Below are 15,682 nucleotides of genomic sequence, written 5' to 3' on the forward strand. Positions count from 1 at the left end.
AGATTTGCATGGGCAAGATTCAACTCATAATGCAAAGCGGGCATTCAGCCACGACGACCGCGCCGGTCGGGACCGTCCATCGCTATGCCGGCACGCAAGGCGCGGACGATCATTTCTTTCGTGAAGTGAACCACGAACTGTCGGACCGGGGGTTTCTGGTCACGTCCGCAGACAACCTGATTACCTGGGCACGTAGCGGCTCGCTGATGTGGATGACCTTCGGTCTCGCCTGCTGCGCGATCGAAATGATGCAGATGGCGATGCCACGCTACGACGCCGAACGCTTCGGCTTTGCCCCGCGTGCCTCGCCGCGCCAGTCCGACGTGATGATTGTTGCCGGCACATTGTGCAACAAAATGGCGCCAGCGTTGCGCAAGGTGTACGATCAGATGCCGGAGCCGCGCTATGTGATCTCGATGGGATCGTGCGCCAATGGCGGCGGCTATTACCACTACTCGTATTCGGTGGTGCGCGGTTGCGATCGGATCGTCCCGGTCGACATCTATGTCCCGGGCTGTCCACCTACCGCCGAGGCGCTGCTGTACGGAGTTATGCTCCTGCAAAAGAAAATACTGCGAACCGGTACGATCGAGCGCTGACAAGCTTGCCGACACCGCGCAACCATCTTTTCGCAGCGGTGGTCGGGGAACGGATCGACAGGCGTTTTCGCTGCATCGAGAAGCCGTTTCGTTAATCCCACGAAGTCATCCTGAAACGAACGCCTGCTGTTATGGTGGGCGTCGGGTCTTGGCCGTCTTCACCGGAGAGTGACATGAACGCTGCAATTGCATGGCTGCTGCCCCGCGCGTCCGCGAAATCGATCGCCGACATCGATACCGCGCTTTCGGTGGCGCTGTTTAGTGGCCTGGGCCTGCTGCTGTCCCTCTCTGTTCTGATCGTCGACAAATACACCCCGGGCGAATGGTTCTGAGCTGAGCGCTCCGACTCCTGGGTCCGGACGCGTCTGTGCCTTGACTGCCGGCGAGGTCGCTTGAGGCGGCGTCCGCCCGCTGGCCTCCGGCGGTCCGGTCTTGCGTGGCGGAAGCCCTCGGGTGAGGCTTTCTGCGTCCCTAACGCTGTGGAGACTGATCCGGCGGCATTAGGTATTCAGACCTTTCGGGAGTTCCCGTGATCGTGGAGTCGTTCGATGACAATGGTTTGCCGACCCGCCCGCGCGGAGGACCTGGAGCTTGCCGATGCGCTTGTCGTCGCCAGCATCAACGATCTCACGGCCCGCCATGGATTTGGGTCCATGGCCGCAGCGAGTCCTCCGAATTTTCAGTTGTTCTTCCCTGAGGGACGATCCCGACGGTCTCTGGGTCGCGGAAGACGAGGGCCGGATCCTCGGCTTTGCTTGGAGCTGGGTCTGCGGCGATATCTGGTTTCTGGCGCAGCTTTTCGTATCGCCTGACCGCCAGGGTGGGAGTATCGGCAACGAGCTGATCGAACGGACGCTAGATCACGCCAAGAAGTCAGGCGCTTCCAACAGGGTTCTGATCACTTTTGCCTTCAATGCCGTGTCGCAGGGGCTCTACATCCGTCACGGACTGTTTCCACGGTTTCCGATCTACAGCGTCAGCGCGCCCCGAGAGCGTTTGATCGATCGCCTGAATGGGCCGCAGTTCAAATGCGCTCCGCTCGACCAAGACGCCTCGACCCTAGCTCGCCTCGTGCAGGCGGACGAGCGGGTGCTTGGAGTATCTCGCCAGAAGCACCATCGCTATCTTATCAACGACAGCCGGATGCGAGGCTTCAGCCTGTACGACGGAGATGATTGGGCCGGCTACGTTTACGTCGATGCCGGCGGCCATATCGGACCGGTCGCGGTCCTGCAGTCCGGCGCCGCAGCCACCGCCTTCAGGACGGCGCTGCGCCTGGCCGTCGAGAGTGGCGCACCGCAAGTATCGGCATTTCTTCCGGGTGCGAGCGAAGCTGCCCTGACGACGGCGTTCGAGCACGGCATGCGGATCAAGTTTCCGATGTTGCTGATGTCCTCACGCGATTTCGGCAGTTGGGCCCAGTACCTGCCTCGGAACCCAGGATTTATGTGAAACGACGAAGCTTTCTTCACCATCCGGGCTTGGTCAGCGGGTGCCAGGAGCCAGAGCTCGAGGCGCTGGTCCTGCCGAGATTCCGCAAGCAATTCGCGACGGAGCGGTGAACTTTGTATTTGCGTATGACGGTCTTGAGGCTCTTCTTTATCTGCAAGGCCCGAGAGCATCGACATCGAGCACAGGACGGGGCGTCCGCTTTTATTTGGCAACGCCGGCACTCACAGCATGCCAGACCCTGTCCTTTAGGGCTATCAAGGCCGGCGCTGGCAAGGCTCCTGGTGGTTGCGTGCTCTTGTGACCGTCGACGACAAGGCGCGCCACGTCGATTTCCCCGTCGGTGTAATAAGGATCTCCCTCGCCATTCCGCGCAAATAGTGTCGGTCCAACTCCGGAAACCTTAAAAAACGCCTCAACCATGTCGGCGGCTCGCAAGTCGTGCATCAGAAGGTCTCGCTCAGCGTCAATATCCGGCCCGATGTGATGGGTGATTTGACCGGTGTCGCGACTCACTCCAACTCCCCGATCAAAGGTGATTGCGCCAAGCCAGACCGGTCGCCCGCTGGTCCCTTTCTCGAGAACTTTCCACAGTCGAACGTGATGACGACGGTCCGCGCTGCTTCCCACCGGTTTCTCGAAAGCGAGCTGCTCTCGTTTTCCGTCGTAGAACAGTGGGCTGACCGGCGCGTCGCGGTATGGCCGGTCGAGAATGACGCTACCCACGATCTCAATGCTTGTGCGCAGAGTGATAGGGTCTGCGGGAAACCATTCCGCGGCATGCATCGCGCGGGCAATATCTTGGGCGTCGCCGACCAACCCGACATTCAGTGCATCGCCGGGAATGCCGTCTGCTGTGCGAGTTACCTCGGGTAAATCGGCCAGCCCGGGTTCGTGTTCATGGTGCTTCCAGAAGGAAGGAGCCAAGACGTACGCCACCAGCAGATAGCCGAGTGCACCGACACCAAAAACGGCAAGCCACCATTGCCCTCTCCCGAACGACATCCCCCAGCGCCTCCGTAGCTTGTCCAACGTCCGAACTCCGACAACGCTCTGATGCCACCTGGCGAGCATGCGGCCCCAGCTTGGCTTACGCAAACAGCCTCGATCTTAGGAACTGCGCATCGTGACGACTATGCGAAATCGGCCGTCCCGCTTCGCCTTCCATACTCTCGATGGCCCGAATTCAAGGACTCTACGGCCAGCGCGCGGAAACCGCCGCGATAATTGCCCGGTCGACCGAACCCTCTCTTCCTGCCGAAACTGCATAGCCGGAAACCAGCGATCTCCCGTAGTCTCTCCTGAATGGTGATCCGCCGCCGGATTTGCGGGACACTTAGCAACGTGGAGAATCATATGAAGCGCAGAGCACGCCTCCTCGTTCCGACGCTTGCTATTGCTTGGTCGGCCCTCGCCATTCCGGCGAACGCGCTCGAAATCACCGGCTCGTGGGCCACTTCTCCCTCGTCTTGCGGCCAAGTTTTCATGAAGAAGGACGGTGCGATTTCCTTTCGGCAGGATTCGGACCAGTACGGCGGTGGGTTCATCCTGGAGGGAGACAAGATTCGGGGGCAAATGCAGACCTGTACCGTCAGCAGGCGGAAAGAAGATGGCAATGTTCTTCATATCATCGCCAGATGTGCGGATGACATCATGGCATCGAATGTTCAATTCAGCGCGAAAGTCGTCGACGACAACACTATCGTAAGAATTTTCCCGGGAATGCCGGACTTAACTTTGAGCTATTCGCGTTGCCCGATGTGATGCTGTTGCCAGTCTCCTCGTTCGGAATTCATCCTCAAGGCTTGCGGCGGAACTGAGGGGTGGGAATTTTCCCCAACGATCTCAGTCGCAGCCCATCAATTTGCCCGGCTGAGAATTCTACCCGCTCAGACCGATGATCGGAAACGTGAGATTGCCGGACGAGCGCTGTCCGCGACGGCCATCTTGCCAATCAATTCATGCTGTTGTTGCAATCGTGACATAAGTGTCGGGCTTGGACGGACCAGGTATTCTAACTCCAATCTCGAAAATTCATTACCTGCGATAACTTTGCACGCCGCGTCAAAATCGTCTGGTGCTGCAAGCGTGCAAGTCTCGCCGCGAAGGCAGTTATCAAGCCCTGGCGAACTTCAAAAAAACAGCTTCCGGGCGAATTGAATTGATGTGTTGGCGTCAGCGAAGGATCTTGTATTCAGGAGAACAAGAGTGGCCCCCGTCCCTTGTTCATGGCCGCTTCTCCGCGAGGCAGTGACTCGCCTTTCAGGCCCGATCGACCATGCCGCGTAGTACACGGGAGGAGAGACAGCTATCCCTGACAGATGCTACGCGCTTGCAGTGCTATTGAGCGGCCATGGACTCGATCTTCTGAATGGCTTCGACGCAACCTGCAGACGCTGTCGATTTATTCGACAGCAGACAAGCAGCCATTCGACCTTGGCCGGGCAATATTTTTCCGCACGGTCCGCTTATCTCGGCCTTGCATGCAATCACAGCGTCTTTCAGGACGTCTGCCGTTGTTTGTACACTTGTCGTGGCTTCCCCGAGTTCAAACGCGCATTTGGGGCTAATCTTGTCTTCATGGGCTTGCATGCAATAAATCATGCGCCCTTCACCAGGCGTCACCGTTTTGCAGTATTTCTTGATATCGCTTGCGCAGGCGCTCTCAAGCTTTGCCACCCTGGCGGTCAGCTTTTCCAAAAGCGCCTTTCCGACGTCTGCCTGCGCGGAAGCCGTGCCAATCGACGAAATGGCGAGCCACGGGAAAGCCCCAAGGATGATAATTGATCTGACTGTCATTCTCATCGATACGTCCTCTGATGACTGGCTCCGAACCGCGCGGTCGTTGAACTGGCTGCAGGCTCGTGATGAACGCTGAGGGATGCTCTTTGGCTGTAATTCATTGCGCCAAGGAAAGCGTGAGGCTTGAAACTCCAAGCGACAAATTGATCCCGACCGAGCCCTCGAGGGAGAGCGGCTGCAAGGCGATCGAACGTCCCGTTCCACCGAACAGCAGATTGGCGCCGACGCCGACGCCAACGCCGACGGCGCCACTCGCACCCACATAGGTGCCGGATAGCGATCCGCGTCGTGGACCTGCCGTTGGTGCAAAGACGCCCCATGCCATCGCCCCGCCTGCCGTGATCCCGATATCGATACCAATAGTGCCCATCACGCCAAGATATGCTTCTGGCGGATAGGGGCCGTTGGGTGCGAAGCGGCATGCCATCCGCTGGCGGGATCCAAAGAGTAAGCCGATGGAAGGCGCCATTTTGCACGTCAGGGTACCGACGCTAACTCCGGGAGGCGGCTGTTGGGCAACCGCAGGTGATACGAACAGCGTGGCGAGCCCCACGAGCAACAGCGTGCCTAGATGTTTGAGCATGACGAAATCCCGCGTTGCTGCAATTACTCGATGTGGGCTTAGCCAGGGTCGAAAACGATTCAGAACTTATAGCCCAGGCGAGCCGTGACCTGGTTGTTGCTCAGCTCTTGCTTGAACCCGATGATGCCAAGATTAAGAACCGGTATTGGATACACCAAGGATCTGGATTGATACTGTGAGTAGCGATATTCGAGCCCTGTGAACCAGTTGTTTGTGACGGCGTAGTCCAGCCCGGCCCCGACCGTCCAGCCCACGCGCGTGCCGTCGCCACCGACTGAAATACCGGTAAAGGGAATCGAGGTTTCGATGGATGCGAACGCCGCTCCACCCGTCACATAGAGCAGGACGCGATCGGCAGCGTAGCCGAGCCGCCCGCGTATCGAGCCGCCCCATTTGCTATGCGCCGTAAGGAAATCACCGGTGATTGCAGTGTAGCGTATAGCGCCGACCGTCCATCCCTGAAAATCACCTTCGACGCCCAACACCAACTGACCCAGCTGGTAATTATAGCCAGTGAGCATTCCATATGTCAGGCCATCCTTACGCGATCCGGATGTGAGCAGGAACGGAGCCCCGAGCAGTAGCGCGCCGGTCGTGTATTGGGGGTTTGTTTGTATCCACCCCAGCTCGCCACCAACGTAGAAGCCGGTCCATGAAAACGCAGGCGCATAGGCGACCGGCGCGAGGGACTCCACTCGGCCCGGGAGGTCGGCAGCAGATGCCGACGCGCTAACAGCGCCGGTCGTGGTGGCGAGGAGAGCGATACGTGCCAAACGCCACATGAGCTGGTCCTTATGAGTCGAAGCCGCCAAGTTTGCCGCCAAGTTTTCGGACGGAATTTTGGAGGAGCATTCGAGGGGCCGATCGGATGCCGCGATCGAGCGCATGCGGCAAAGGGCGCCGAGCGTCGAAGGCAACGATTGTCTGTTGCGGAGCTGCGGTCTTCAGTAGCAAGGCGGGTAGGGATAGTAGCCGCATGCCGGAGGCGGCGGATAGGGACGATAGTAGGGCGCGGCATAAGCGGCCGCCCCATATGCGGCGGCCCCTACGGCGCCCGCGTACATTGCGCCGCGGAATGCGGAACGGCGAGCAACTCCGGCAAACGATAGCGGCGTCAGCGGCCGCCCGATAATATCGATGAAGACCGCTGCCGCTCCATCGGCGCCGGCGAGATCACCTTCCAGGGTCTGCACGGTGAAAGTCAGCTTGTCACCCTCGAGCTTCGGGTTCTTCAGCACCACCACCGCATCCTTCACTGAGCCGTCCTTCGCTAAAACGGACACTGTCGCATTGGGTGGGTTCTTGGCGAAGCTGTCCTCTCCTGAGCCCCATTCTGCGATCACGTCGGCAGTGGCCTGGTGACCGGCAGCTCGTATTGGGCGATCTGCGAAGATGATCGAGCTCGGCGTGACGCCAGTCAGAACGAGGTTATCTCCCTGCAGTGTCGCTCCGCGGGAGTTCATCACGAACAAAGACGGGACGATTTCCGGTTTGATGGCCGCGGCAGGGGTGCCAATCGTTTTTATCGAGGATGACGTCGGGGCAGCCTGCCCAAACGCGCCGGCGATGCCTGCGAACGCGATTGAAACGCCCAAAAATCCCGCAAGCGCGGTAGCCTTCGTCTTGCTCGTCATATCGCCCCCTCTTTCGTCGACGTTCTTGCTTCCAGAATTTGCGGAAGGCGTCGCACTCTCCGGGCAACCATGGAAGAGCATTATAGGTTTGGCTATGCAATTCCGGCGATCGAGATCTATTTTCTCTGCCGACCAATCCTGATGCCGAATCCGGGATGAAGGCCGTTTCGCAAAGACCGCGTGCTCCACCTCAGCGATCTAAAAAGTTGCGGTCAAGAGCAATGTCATTTGAAACCGGCCGAGAGCCTCTCTTGCTTGAGCATGACGTCAATGGCCTCAATGATGCGTATTTGAGGATTTGCTTTGCAGTAGACGATCACCTCATGCTCGAGCTCTTTCGATCTCGCTATATTGAAGTAATGCTTCTTGGCGAGGCCGTTGTACCAGCCGCTATACCAGGTCGTGAGCCGATCGGCGTCCCCCTGCCAGGTGCCCGCGAGCGCGGCGCAGGTCAATGTTTGGACGTCGATGTATCCGTTGGCATCGGCGTAGGCGGTGAGGTCTGTTTGGGCCCGAGAATGCGAGCTCGTAGCTAAAAGGATCGTTGTCACGAAAAGAACTATTTTGCGCATCTGGACCTCGCTGAGAAATGATGAAGCGATCGGGTTCTGCGTTCGAGATCACAACAAACAAGAGCCGTTTGCTATGCACTTTCGGCCGATGGACCTCGGCGCCCTAGCAGCCAATCAAAGAAGACTGGACCAGAACTTGGCATCACCCCTTGGCGTACCGGCGTCAGCTAGATGAGATCTGCTACTCTCAGAACTGTCCGGGTTGAGCAGGCGGACTGGGCCAGTCTGCACGAGCGTTATTTGGATTACGGCGATCAAACAAATCCTGTCGAGCGACGGTGCTCGTTCTCAGGCGCGGAGCGGGCCGAGTATCGCGAACTGACACGGCGCGGTCGTGCGCCTCTTTGGCGATAGCAACTAACGGCAGCGCATGTACAAGGACGAGAATGATGGGGAGCAAGCGAGCAGTGATCATGAGCATTCCTCTAACCGTGGAAAGCCTGTCGGGAGATGAAACGATCGGCTCTCGCGGCCCGGGCGATGCAAGATCGACGTTTGCACAAGTGTTCTCCAGGTGGGTTCGTGGGAGTCGCTCGCTGGTCAGCATAAAATTCAGCGCTCAGGCCGGCTATGCAATTCCGGAAAAACTCAGGTCATCGAACCAGCTCGAGTGCCTATGACCAAGCCCATCGCCGCTGTTGCTTCGGGAGAAGAGTCCACAGACGAACGACCAGGTCGCCATTCGCATTCCCTGACGCGCAACAGCAGGAGAAGTCCTGCGCTGCGGCAACCGTTCTAATGGTGCGATGCGGTGGGTACATGGGAAACTATCAATTCACTTGACGACGTACTATTCTTTTGAGACCGGCGAGAACCCGGTACGCTTCCGCCAGCTGCAACAGTTTCTCTCGTGCAATTGATCCCGGTGGCAGGAATGCAGCATCGTCGCGCATCGCTGCCTCGATTTCCTCGCACTCAGCCGCGGTCAATCGCTCTTCGCGCATCTGGCCTCTTCGCCGGTCGCATTTGATATGATCTCAAATCAATTCAGACCGGGCGGTTCCGGAAAATTTTTTGTGCGCGCTTTGAGAAGTTGTCATCTTTGCTTCGGGCCGCCTATGCGATTTCAGCATATCGACGGAAAATGATTTTTGCCGATACTGCATAGATTTTCCTGACATGCTGAATTAGAAACAGATAGTGTTGCTCGCTGAGCGTGTACCGGCGTATTTGGTGGAGCTCAAAGTGAATCGGACTAAAGTCCTCAATTTCGTTGACCCGGCTCAGTACGCAGCGAGCATCCGTTCGGCCGACATAGAGATATTCCCGACGGTGAAGGGCGAATTCAGCGCCCAGCTAACGCAAGTGACATTGGATCGGCTGTGGATGCAACGACTCGAGGAAACTTTGCCGCGTATACACAGAGGCAGGGTCACGGCAACTCGCAAGGTATTTACTTTCCTCACTGAAGATCAGCCAGAGGTGTACAATCGAGGCCGGTTATTCTCCCTAGGTGATCTGTGCGTGCACGATCATGACATGCAGCATGTGGTGACGACTGGAAAATATCGCCTCGGCGGAGTGTCGCTTGCAGTGAAGGAGCTTGCTGAAGCGTGCAGTTCGATGATGGGTTTCGAGTTCGATCCACAGCAGCGCACGCGCTTCCTGAGGCCTGCCCCGGACCTGATGAAACGATTTCTGGACCTGCATGCGATCGCCGGAGCCTTTGCCAAAACAGCCTCCGAGCTTCTGGAGATTCCGGAGGTAATCCGCGCAATCGAGCACCAATTGGTCTACGCTCTGCTGCGATGCGTGGCTGACTGCAACGTCTCGGCACCGAAAGATGGCAGACTGCGACACGGGACTATCGTCGCGCGCTTCGAAGACTTTATAGATGCGAACCCAAATACTCCTTTGTACCTGGATGAAATATGCTCCGCGATCGGGGTCGCGGAACGAACGCTGCGAGTTGTCTGCGAGGAGCATCTGGGTATGGGCCCGATTCGCTACCTCACTTTGCGGAGGATGCATCTTGTTCACCGCGCATTGGGGCAAGCAGCACCCGACTGTGCAACGGTCACCCAGATCGCCACCACGCATGGCTTCTGGGAGCTGGGCCGTTTTTCAGTTGCCTATCGCAACTTGTTTGGCGAACCGCCGCTCGCCACCCTACGGCGCCGTGAGGACTTCCGATCGAGAAATATAGATCGTCCTTCACAGCTCGTATCGTGAGTTTCAGATAAAGCCCGGCTCGCCGACGAACGTCACGTTTCATCGCGTGACCGACGCAAGTTCTTGGCGACAGGTTCCGGCCCGATCCGAGGTGACGCTAACCCGCCTCGTCGCGCGACGTTCGCCGCTGTTCGTGCATTGTCGAGAGGCCGCTCCCTCGCTGGTAGCTCAGGCCGTGCTTATGCAGAAGGTCTGCCGAAATTGCATAGACGGTGAACATCCGGCTCATTCAAACTCCACCAAGGAGTCCCGATAATTTGTCGGCATTGGAGTGTGAGCTATGAGGCGCAAATTTTTGAGCGCGATTGCCGGCGCCACATTGGGTCTGTTGCTGAACCTGATCTGCCTGGTGCCCACGTTTGCCCAAAGCGATCCCCTCCCATCATGGAACGACACGCCGACGAAACAGGCTATTGTGGATTTTGTGCGTCGAGTCACTACACCAGGCGGCTCGGAATTCGTGCCGGCCGCCGCACGTGTTGCGACCTTCGACAACGATGGCACGCTTTGGGTTGAGCAGCCGATGTATGTTCAACTGGCATTCGCGCTCGATCGGGTAAGGGCTCTGGCGCCCTTGCATCCGGAATGGCAGTATACAGAGCCTTTCCAGTCGGTACTTGCAGGGGATATGCAAGCTCTGACCGGCTTCAGCGAGCGCAGCCTGCTGGATCTAATCCTGCTGACCCACGCCGGCATGACGACTGACGAATTCTCCAAGATTGTGGTGGACTGGCTCGCCACGGCGCGCGATCCGCGATTCCGGCGGCCTTACACTGAACTGGTCTATCAGCCGATGCTTGAGTTGATTTCCTATCTTCGGGCGAACGGCTTCAAGACCTATATAGTGTCCGGCGGCGGCGTCGAGTTTATGCGTCCATGGACGGACAAAGTGTACGGGGTTCCTCCGGAACAAGTGGTAGGGTCATCTATCAAGACCAAATTTGAAATGCGCGATGGCATTCCTACGCTATTCCGTTTGCCGGAGGTGAACTTCATCGACGACAAGGCGGGCAAGCCCGTTGGAATCTACGAGTTTGTTGGCCGTCGTCCCATTGCTGCATTCGGAAACTCAGACGGCGATCTGCAAATGCTTCAATGGACCACCATCGGCGGCGATGGCTTGCGTCTTGGGGCTATAGTTCATCACACTGACGCAGCGCGCGAGTACGCCTATGATCGACAGTCACATTTTGGACGGCTCGACGTGGCGTTGGACGCGGCTGCTGCAAACCGGTGGACTGTGATCGACATGAAGAAAGATTGGAAAGTGATCTTTTCCTTCGATGCGCGCTGAGTTCCCGCGGTTGCCTTCAGCCGACTGTGCATCAAAGCCTCGGTTCAATTCGATCCGTTGGGAAGAAGTTGTTCTCGATCGAAACCTGCGGAGTTGACGCACGTCGGCAGCGAAGCCACCTTGCGAGGCTTGCGCAAGACACAAACGAGCGAGGCAATCACGCGTTGAGCCTTGAAGCGATCAACGGGCTGGCAGACGTTTCGTCAAAGCTCAACAGCAGAAGTCACCTAACTGCCTGATGGTGAGTTAAGGGACGCGTGCAGAAGCGAAGCCGTCACGAAGTCCCGATCACTACTTCGTCACGAGATGCCGAGTCGGCTTCGCATCCGTTGCCGCCGTTGGGGAAATTGCAAACGTCAGCCACGTATTCCAACCAGACGGCCGGTTCGCCGCATCAAATTCTCCGTATGCCTTTATGTTCAGATATCCCTGCATGTCGCCGACGGGGAAAATGTATCCGAACTGGGGCCCCATACCAAGAACGCGAGATCTGAAGCCGCCAAGCAGTGGATGTCCGCCGGTATCATCTGAGACTTGCTGATAAGCGTAGCCGACCAAGCCGACGAAAGCCTGTTTCGAAAGAAATTGCGCTGTGCTCCAGTCGAAATGGAAATCAATTCCGCTTTGAACCTGCGTGTCGGGGTTCTTGAAATTGTAAGTGAATCCCGCAACGCCTGAAAGCGTCACACCCGTAGCCGGGTTCAAGTACGTGTAGCCGCCGCCAGCATCGATGGCGCCGTGACCGATCCCGATGTTCGCGATGCGACTTGGATCGTAAGCGCCGACCGGAATATCGCCGGTTATGTACGTCATATAATTGTTAACGCCCGAGTTCCATTTCAGCGTGATCATCGGGTAGAGATCGCCGACGGACGTAATCGAGTCACCGATGCTCCCCATTCGCGTTGCCGCAAATCCTCCCACGCTGGTTGTCAGCGTTCCATCAATGGTCGCAGCCGACCGGCCGAATATGCCCGTTACTCCCATTGCCAATTGGCCACCAAGGACGGGTGTGCCGAAGGTGTAGGTCGGGTTTAATAGCAAAAGATCGGCTTGCGCATGCAGGCTCGCGTTGAGGCTGACATTGACGTTCGGCGCGAGCCTCCCGATCTGAATCTCTCTTGCCGCAGCGACTGAACCGGAAGCTGCAACACTCGTGTGATAATAGACGGTCCCCATCGACCAGCCCGGCGCGCTCTGCGGGACCGCCGGCAGACTGCTGATCTGGCCGGGTAGCCAGAACGAAATGCCGCTTTCGTCGCCGCGGGATACTTGGGTGGTGAGGATCAGCATCGCACAGATCGTACCCGCGCCGAGCCCGAAGTCCCTGATCGAACCATCACGCCGCATCTGCCCGCTCCCCGGTACCTTGTCCTCCTATGCTATCTGCGGTTCGGTCGTAAGCTATGCAAAATCGGCAGAAAACAGCAAACTGTTGGCGGCTGATGTCTCGGCGCAACACTTGGGGCATAGCGCCAGTCGCCCCGAGGGGGAGCCAGGAAACCAATAGTCGCAACCGAGTACATTCCGCTTCCGAAGCTGCATAGGCGGATCGTTGCCGATCTACCATGCTGGGGCCCGCCTGGGCCGGCGGCGGCCGTCTTCGAACGAGACGATTTGGATGATCCAGAACGGAATGGCGACTTTCGCTAGTCCAGACGCCTACGGTGCGGCGATTGGAGCGGCGAAGGTCGAGCTCTTTATTACATCGAATGGAGCGTTCAAGGGGCAACTGACCCATTTGGATATTGGCTGCCTAAACGTGTTGAGAGGGAGAGAGAACCTTCCGCGCATCGCTTTCCTCACCTTGCCGCCGGCCCATGTGCACATCTCGTTTTCGACGAATCGGACGCGGAGCCTGATCTATTGCGGCTTGGGCTTGAATTTTGGCGATCTGATTTTCCATTCCCTTGGGCAGAAAGCGCACCAGCGAACCGTCGGAGAAGGGGACTGGTACATGATATCTCTGCCGCCAGATCAGCTGATCGCATGCAGCAAAACTCTGATTGGTGAAACAATTAGAGCGCCATCACAGGGCTACGTCTTGGTTCCTGGAGACGGCGCCACTGCTGTGTTGTTGGGCCTGGTTTCCCAAGCGTGTCAGCTCGCTGAAAGGGCTGGAGAATTCATTTCAAAAGCCGGTGCGGCCTCGCTCGAGCGCGAGTTGCTCCATGCACTCGTCAAATGCCTGTCGACCAGGCATGCCGGTGGGCTCTCGAATTCCAGGCTGCGCCACGCCGATATCATGCTCCGCTTCGAAGAGTGTTTGGCGCGACGAAGCGAGCCTCATTTGAACCTGTCCGAGCTCTGCAGCACAATCGGAGTGCCGGAGCGCACGTTGCGAGTTTGCTGTGCAGAATTTCTGGGCGTTAGTCCAAGCCGGTATTACCTGTTGCGGCGGTTGAATAGGGCGCGATCCGCATTGAGTTGCGCCGATCCGGAATCGGCGAGTGTTTCAGAGATTGCGCGAAATCATCACTTCACCGAACTAGGCCGCTTTGCGGTGGCCTACCGCGACGCTTTCGGTGAAACACCTTCGTCAACTTTGCGCCGCGTTTCCAACAAAGCGGAATAATTTACAAGCGCTCTGCCGGATTCGCATAGCTCCATCTGAGAGAGCTTGGAAGACTAGCCACGTCAGCAAGCGGAAAGCTCTGCGAGTGCGGCCAATTCATTTCGCTTTCTGCGGCCGCCCTCCAGACTTCGAAAAGTCTGCCGTTCACACATCGTGAGAGTAGGAGCCGGAGCTATGACGATCACCAAAAGCTTAAAACGGATGCTGGTCTCAGGGGCGGCCTTGGCGGCCGTCAGTTTGCCTGCGATGACCCTGCCGGCCTTCGCACAGGCGCCAGCCGGAAAGCCCAACATCCTTTTCATCATGGGCGACGACATCGGCATCATGCAGCCGAGCATCTATCATCGCGGCTTGATGGTGGGAGAGACTCCGAACATAGACCGCATCGGAAATGACGGTGCGCTTTTCATGACCTACTATGCTGAGCAGAGCTGCACCGCCGGCCGCAACGCGTTCTTCACCGGCATGCATCCCCTTCGCACCGGCATGATTCCCCCGCAGCTCCCCGGCAGCCCGTCCTGGCTGCGGCCTGGCACCCCCGCCGTTGCCAAGTTCTTGCTCGACCTCGGCTACAACACCGGCGAGTTCGGCAAGAACCACCTCGGTGACAATCCCGAGGCGCTACCAACTGCGCATGGTTTCCAGGAGTTCTGGGGTTACCTGTATCACCTCGACGCGATGCAGGGGGTGAGTTTCCCGGACATCAACAAGAGCCCGACCGTGCAAGGCATTGCGCCTCCGTGCAAAGCAACCCCGGTCCCGGGTCTCACCGAAGTCCCAGGTGCCGTGGATCCTCGAACAACGACGTGCTTGACGCCGCCGCGGCCAGTGCTTGCGTGCAGATCATCAGACGGCTCGCAAGCAAACCAGACCTGCAAGGACGAAGGTCCCTTGACGCTCGACCGATCACGAAGCGTGGACGAAGAAATCTCGGCCAAGGTCATCGACTATCTTGATCGCAACGATCCCAAGAAGACCAACAAGCCGTTCTTCGTCTGGTACAACCCGGCGCGCATGCACATCACGACCGTGCTGCCCCCGAAATACGAGGCGATGATCGGCGAGCCCGGTGGCAAGGACTGGGGCCTCAACGAGGCCGGCATGAAGCAGATGGACGACAATATCGGCTATGTTCTCAAGAAACTCGAAGACATGGGCCAGCTCGACAATACCATCATCGTCTTCACGACCGACAACGGCGCCGAGAACATCACTTTTCCCGACGGCGGCACCACCCTTTTCAAGGGCGGCAAGCTGACCACCTGGGAAGGTGGCATGCGCGCCCCGCTGGTCGTTCGCTGGCCGGGCCACATCAAGCCGGGCACTGTCAAGAGCGAGATGATGTCGGCACTTGATTGGCTGCCGACGCTCGTCGACATCGCCGGCGGCCCGAAGGGCGACGCTTTGAAGAAGCAGATCGAGGCCGGAAGCTATCCCGGCATCGTCAAGACGACGCTGGACGGCGTCGATCAGCGCGCCTATCTCGAAGGCACGGACAAGTCCGCGCGCGAAGTCTTCTTCTACTACACCGGCGCGCAGCCATCGGCGGTACGCTACAAGAACTGGAAGATGTACTACACGATGGTGCCGGACACCGGGACCGGCGGGTTGTTCGGAGCGCAGAGCTTCCATTGGACGCAGGTCGCCAACATCAAGCGTGACCCATTCGAGCAGACGGTCGGCTCCGATGCCAAATCGTTGCTGGGCTATGCCGGTTCGATCGGCTCTCCGAGCACGGCCTATCTCTATGACTGGAATATCCTGCCGCTCGGCCAGCTGCTCTGGGAAAAGGAGCTCTTTTCGTACAAGGACTTCCCTCCGATGCAGGCACCGGAGACCTATAACCTCGACGGTATCCTCGCAGAGATGAAGAAGTCCGGTCACCAGAGCGAGTAACGACGCCTGCCGATATCCAACATTGGTGGCCGGCCCAAAAGCCGGTCACTTTGGATACTGTGAGCTGGCGTCGAGCCGCGCTCGACATCGCCGAGCTGCTCAAGCC

General features: G+C 58.1%; 15 protein-coding genes. 8 read left to right on the forward strand and 7 right to left on the reverse strand.

Annotation, left to right across the window (positions count from 1 at the left end; translation table 11 throughout):
* Nucleotides 1–29 precede the first annotated feature (29 nt).
* The 3 genes from IVB27_RS18120 to IVB27_RS43625 all read left to right on the forward strand — a co-directional run bounded on the left by IVB27_RS18120 (nucleotide 30) and on the right by IVB27_RS43625 (nucleotide 2,051).
* Entirely contained in the window at nucleotides 30–599 is a 570-nt protein-coding gene (locus tag IVB27_RS18120) for a NuoB/complex I 20 kDa subunit family protein (protein ID WP_456649770.1), read from the forward strand.
* Nucleotides 600–772: 173 nt separating this feature from the next.
* Nucleotides 773–931: a hypothetical protein gene (locus tag IVB27_RS18125; protein WP_247444725.1), complete on the forward strand. Its 159-nt coding sequence runs from the start codon at nucleotides 773–775 to the stop codon at nucleotides 929–931.
* Nucleotides 932–1,238: 307 nt separating this feature from the next.
* On the forward strand, nucleotides 1,239–2,051 hold the full coding sequence (locus IVB27_RS43625; protein WP_524536489.1) for a GNAT family N-acetyltransferase: 813 nt from the start codon (nucleotides 1,239–1,241) through the stop codon (nucleotides 2,049–2,051).
* Between the two features lie 201 nt (nucleotides 2,052–2,252).
* Here the strand turns inward: IVB27_RS43625 and IVB27_RS18140 are convergent, their stop codons facing one another.
* Complete coding sequence (locus IVB27_RS18140) at nucleotides 2,253–3,053, reverse strand: LssY C-terminal domain-containing protein (protein WP_247444804.1); 801 nt, start codon at nucleotides 3,051–3,053, stop codon at nucleotides 2,253–2,255.
* A gap of 351 nt (nucleotides 3,054–3,404) precedes the next feature.
* On the opposite strand from IVB27_RS18140, the gene IVB27_RS18145 reads away from it, so the two are divergent.
* The gene (locus IVB27_RS18145) at nucleotides 3,405–3,812 is read left to right on the forward strand and encodes a hypothetical protein (protein WP_247444726.1); all 408 of its coding nucleotides are present in this window, start codon (nucleotides 3,405–3,407) and stop codon (nucleotides 3,810–3,812) included.
* Nucleotides 3,813–4,388: 576 nt separating this feature from the next.
* Here IVB27_RS18145 and IVB27_RS18150 read toward each other — a convergent pair.
* The 5 genes from IVB27_RS18150 to IVB27_RS18170 form a co-directional block, all read right to left on the reverse strand.
* Nucleotides 4,389–4,853: a cysteine rich repeat-containing protein gene (locus IVB27_RS18150; RefSeq protein WP_247444727.1), complete on the reverse strand. Its 465-nt coding sequence runs from the start codon at nucleotides 4,851–4,853 to the stop codon at nucleotides 4,389–4,391.
* Between the two features lie 94 nt (nucleotides 4,854–4,947).
* Entirely contained in the window at nucleotides 4,948–5,433 is a 486-nt protein-coding gene (locus tag IVB27_RS18155; RefSeq protein WP_247352221.1) for a DUF992 domain-containing protein, read from the reverse strand.
* A gap of 59 nt (nucleotides 5,434–5,492) precedes the next feature.
* On the reverse strand, nucleotides 5,493–6,215 hold the full coding sequence (locus IVB27_RS18160; RefSeq protein ID WP_247444729.1) for an outer membrane protein: 723 nt from the start codon (nucleotides 6,213–6,215) through the stop codon (nucleotides 5,493–5,495).
* A gap of 162 nt (nucleotides 6,216–6,377) precedes the next feature.
* Nucleotides 6,378–7,067 (reverse strand): hypothetical protein, encoded by a 690-nt coding sequence (locus IVB27_RS18165; protein ID WP_247444730.1) that lies wholly within the window; start codon nucleotides 7,065–7,067, stop codon nucleotides 6,378–6,380.
* A 224-nt stretch (nucleotides 7,068–7,291) separates the two neighbouring features.
* Nucleotides 7,292–7,639, reverse strand: a complete 348-nt coding sequence (locus tag IVB27_RS18170; RefSeq protein ID WP_247444731.1) for an HdeA/HdeB family chaperone — start codon at nucleotides 7,637–7,639, stop codon at nucleotides 7,292–7,294.
* 1,185 nt (nucleotides 7,640–8,824) lie between these two features.
* On the opposite strand from IVB27_RS18170, the gene IVB27_RS43285 reads away from it, so the two are divergent.
* Both IVB27_RS43285 and IVB27_RS18180 read left to right on the forward strand, forming a co-directional pair.
* Nucleotides 8,825–9,811, forward strand: coding sequence for an AraC family transcriptional regulator (locus IVB27_RS43285; RefSeq protein WP_247444732.1), 987 nt, complete (start codon nucleotides 8,825–8,827; stop codon nucleotides 9,809–9,811).
* Between the two features lie 280 nt (nucleotides 9,812–10,091).
* On the forward strand, nucleotides 10,092–11,105 hold the full coding sequence (locus tag IVB27_RS18180) for an HAD family hydrolase (RefSeq protein ID WP_247444733.1): 1,014 nt from the start codon (nucleotides 10,092–10,094) through the stop codon (nucleotides 11,103–11,105).
* Nucleotides 11,106–11,396: 291 nt separating this feature from the next.
* Here IVB27_RS18180 and IVB27_RS18185 read toward each other — a convergent pair whose 3' ends face one another.
* Entirely contained in the window at nucleotides 11,397–12,398 is a 1,002-nt protein-coding gene (locus IVB27_RS18185) for a SphA family protein (RefSeq protein ID WP_247444805.1), read from the reverse strand.
* A gap of 328 nt (nucleotides 12,399–12,726) precedes the next feature.
* Here IVB27_RS18185 and IVB27_RS43125 point away from each other — a divergent pair, with 328 nt between their 5' ends.
* Nucleotides 12,727–13,680 carry a helix-turn-helix domain-containing protein gene (locus IVB27_RS43125; RefSeq protein ID WP_276001337.1) on the forward strand — a complete coding sequence of 318 codons (954 nt, stop codon included), beginning with the start codon at nucleotides 12,727–12,729 and terminating at the stop codon, nucleotides 13,678–13,680.
* A 201-nt stretch (nucleotides 13,681–13,881) separates the two neighbouring features.
* Nucleotides 13,882–15,576, forward strand: coding sequence for an arylsulfatase (locus IVB27_RS18195; RefSeq protein ID WP_247444807.1), 1,695 nt, complete (start codon nucleotides 13,882–13,884; stop codon nucleotides 15,574–15,576).
* The last annotated feature ends 106 nt before the right edge of the window (nucleotides 15,577–15,682 follow it).

The sequence above is a fragment of the Bradyrhizobium sp. 197 genome (assembly GCF_023073375.1).
GTDB lineage: Bacteria > Pseudomonadota > Alphaproteobacteria > Rhizobiales > Xanthobacteraceae > Bradyrhizobium.

What these genes read in the sequence shown, in the direction of transcription:
- IVB27_RS18165 (WP_247444730.1), bottom strand. Translation starts at nt 7,067, where the DNA reads ATGACGAGCAAGACGAAGGCTACCGCGCTTGCGGGATTTTTGGGCGTT.
- IVB27_RS18125 (WP_247444725.1), top strand. Translation starts at nt 773, where the DNA reads ATGAACGCTGCAATTGCATGGCTGCTGCCCCGCGCGTCCGCGAAATCG.
- IVB27_RS18180 (WP_247444733.1), top strand. Translation starts at nt 10,092, where the DNA reads ATGAGGCGCAAATTTTTGAGCGCGATTGCCGGCGCCACATTGGGTCTG.
- IVB27_RS18145 (WP_247444726.1), top strand. Translation starts at nt 3,405, where the DNA reads ATGAAGCGCAGAGCACGCCTCCTCGTTCCGACGCTTGCTATTGCTTGG.
- IVB27_RS18160 (WP_247444729.1), bottom strand. Translation starts at nt 6,215, where the DNA reads ATGTGGCGTTTGGCACGTATCGCTCTCCTCGCCACCACGACCGGCGCT.
- IVB27_RS43625 (WP_524536489.1), top strand. Translation starts at nt 1,239, where the DNA reads ATGGATTTGGGTCCATGGCCGCAGCGAGTCCTCCGAATTTTCAGTTGT.
- IVB27_RS18140 (WP_247444804.1), bottom strand. Translation starts at nt 3,053, where the DNA reads ATGTCGTTCGGGAGAGGGCAATGGTGGCTTGCCGTTTTTGGTGTCGGT.
- IVB27_RS18185 (WP_247444805.1), bottom strand. Translation starts at nt 12,398, where the DNA reads ATGCTGATCCTCACCACCCAAGTATCCCGCGGCGACGAAAGCGGCATT.
- IVB27_RS18195 (WP_247444807.1), top strand. Translation starts at nt 13,882, where the DNA reads ATGCTGGTCTCAGGGGCGGCCTTGGCGGCCGTCAGTTTGCCTGCGATG.
- IVB27_RS18120 (WP_456649770.1), top strand. Translation starts at nt 30, where the DNA reads ATGCAAAGCGGGCATTCAGCCACGACGACCGCGCCGGTCGGGACCGTC.
- IVB27_RS18170 (WP_247444731.1), bottom strand. Translation starts at nt 7,639, where the DNA reads ATGCGCAAAATAGTTCTTTTCGTGACAACGATCCTTTTAGCTACGAGC.
- IVB27_RS18155 (WP_247352221.1), bottom strand. Translation starts at nt 5,433, where the DNA reads ATGCTCAAACATCTAGGCACGCTGTTGCTCGTGGGGCTCGCCACGCTG.
- IVB27_RS43125 (WP_276001337.1), top strand. Translation starts at nt 12,727, where the DNA reads ATGATCCAGAACGGAATGGCGACTTTCGCTAGTCCAGACGCCTACGGT.
- IVB27_RS18150 (WP_247444727.1), bottom strand. Translation starts at nt 4,853, where the DNA reads ATGAGAATGACAGTCAGATCAATTATCATCCTTGGGGCTTTCCCGTGG.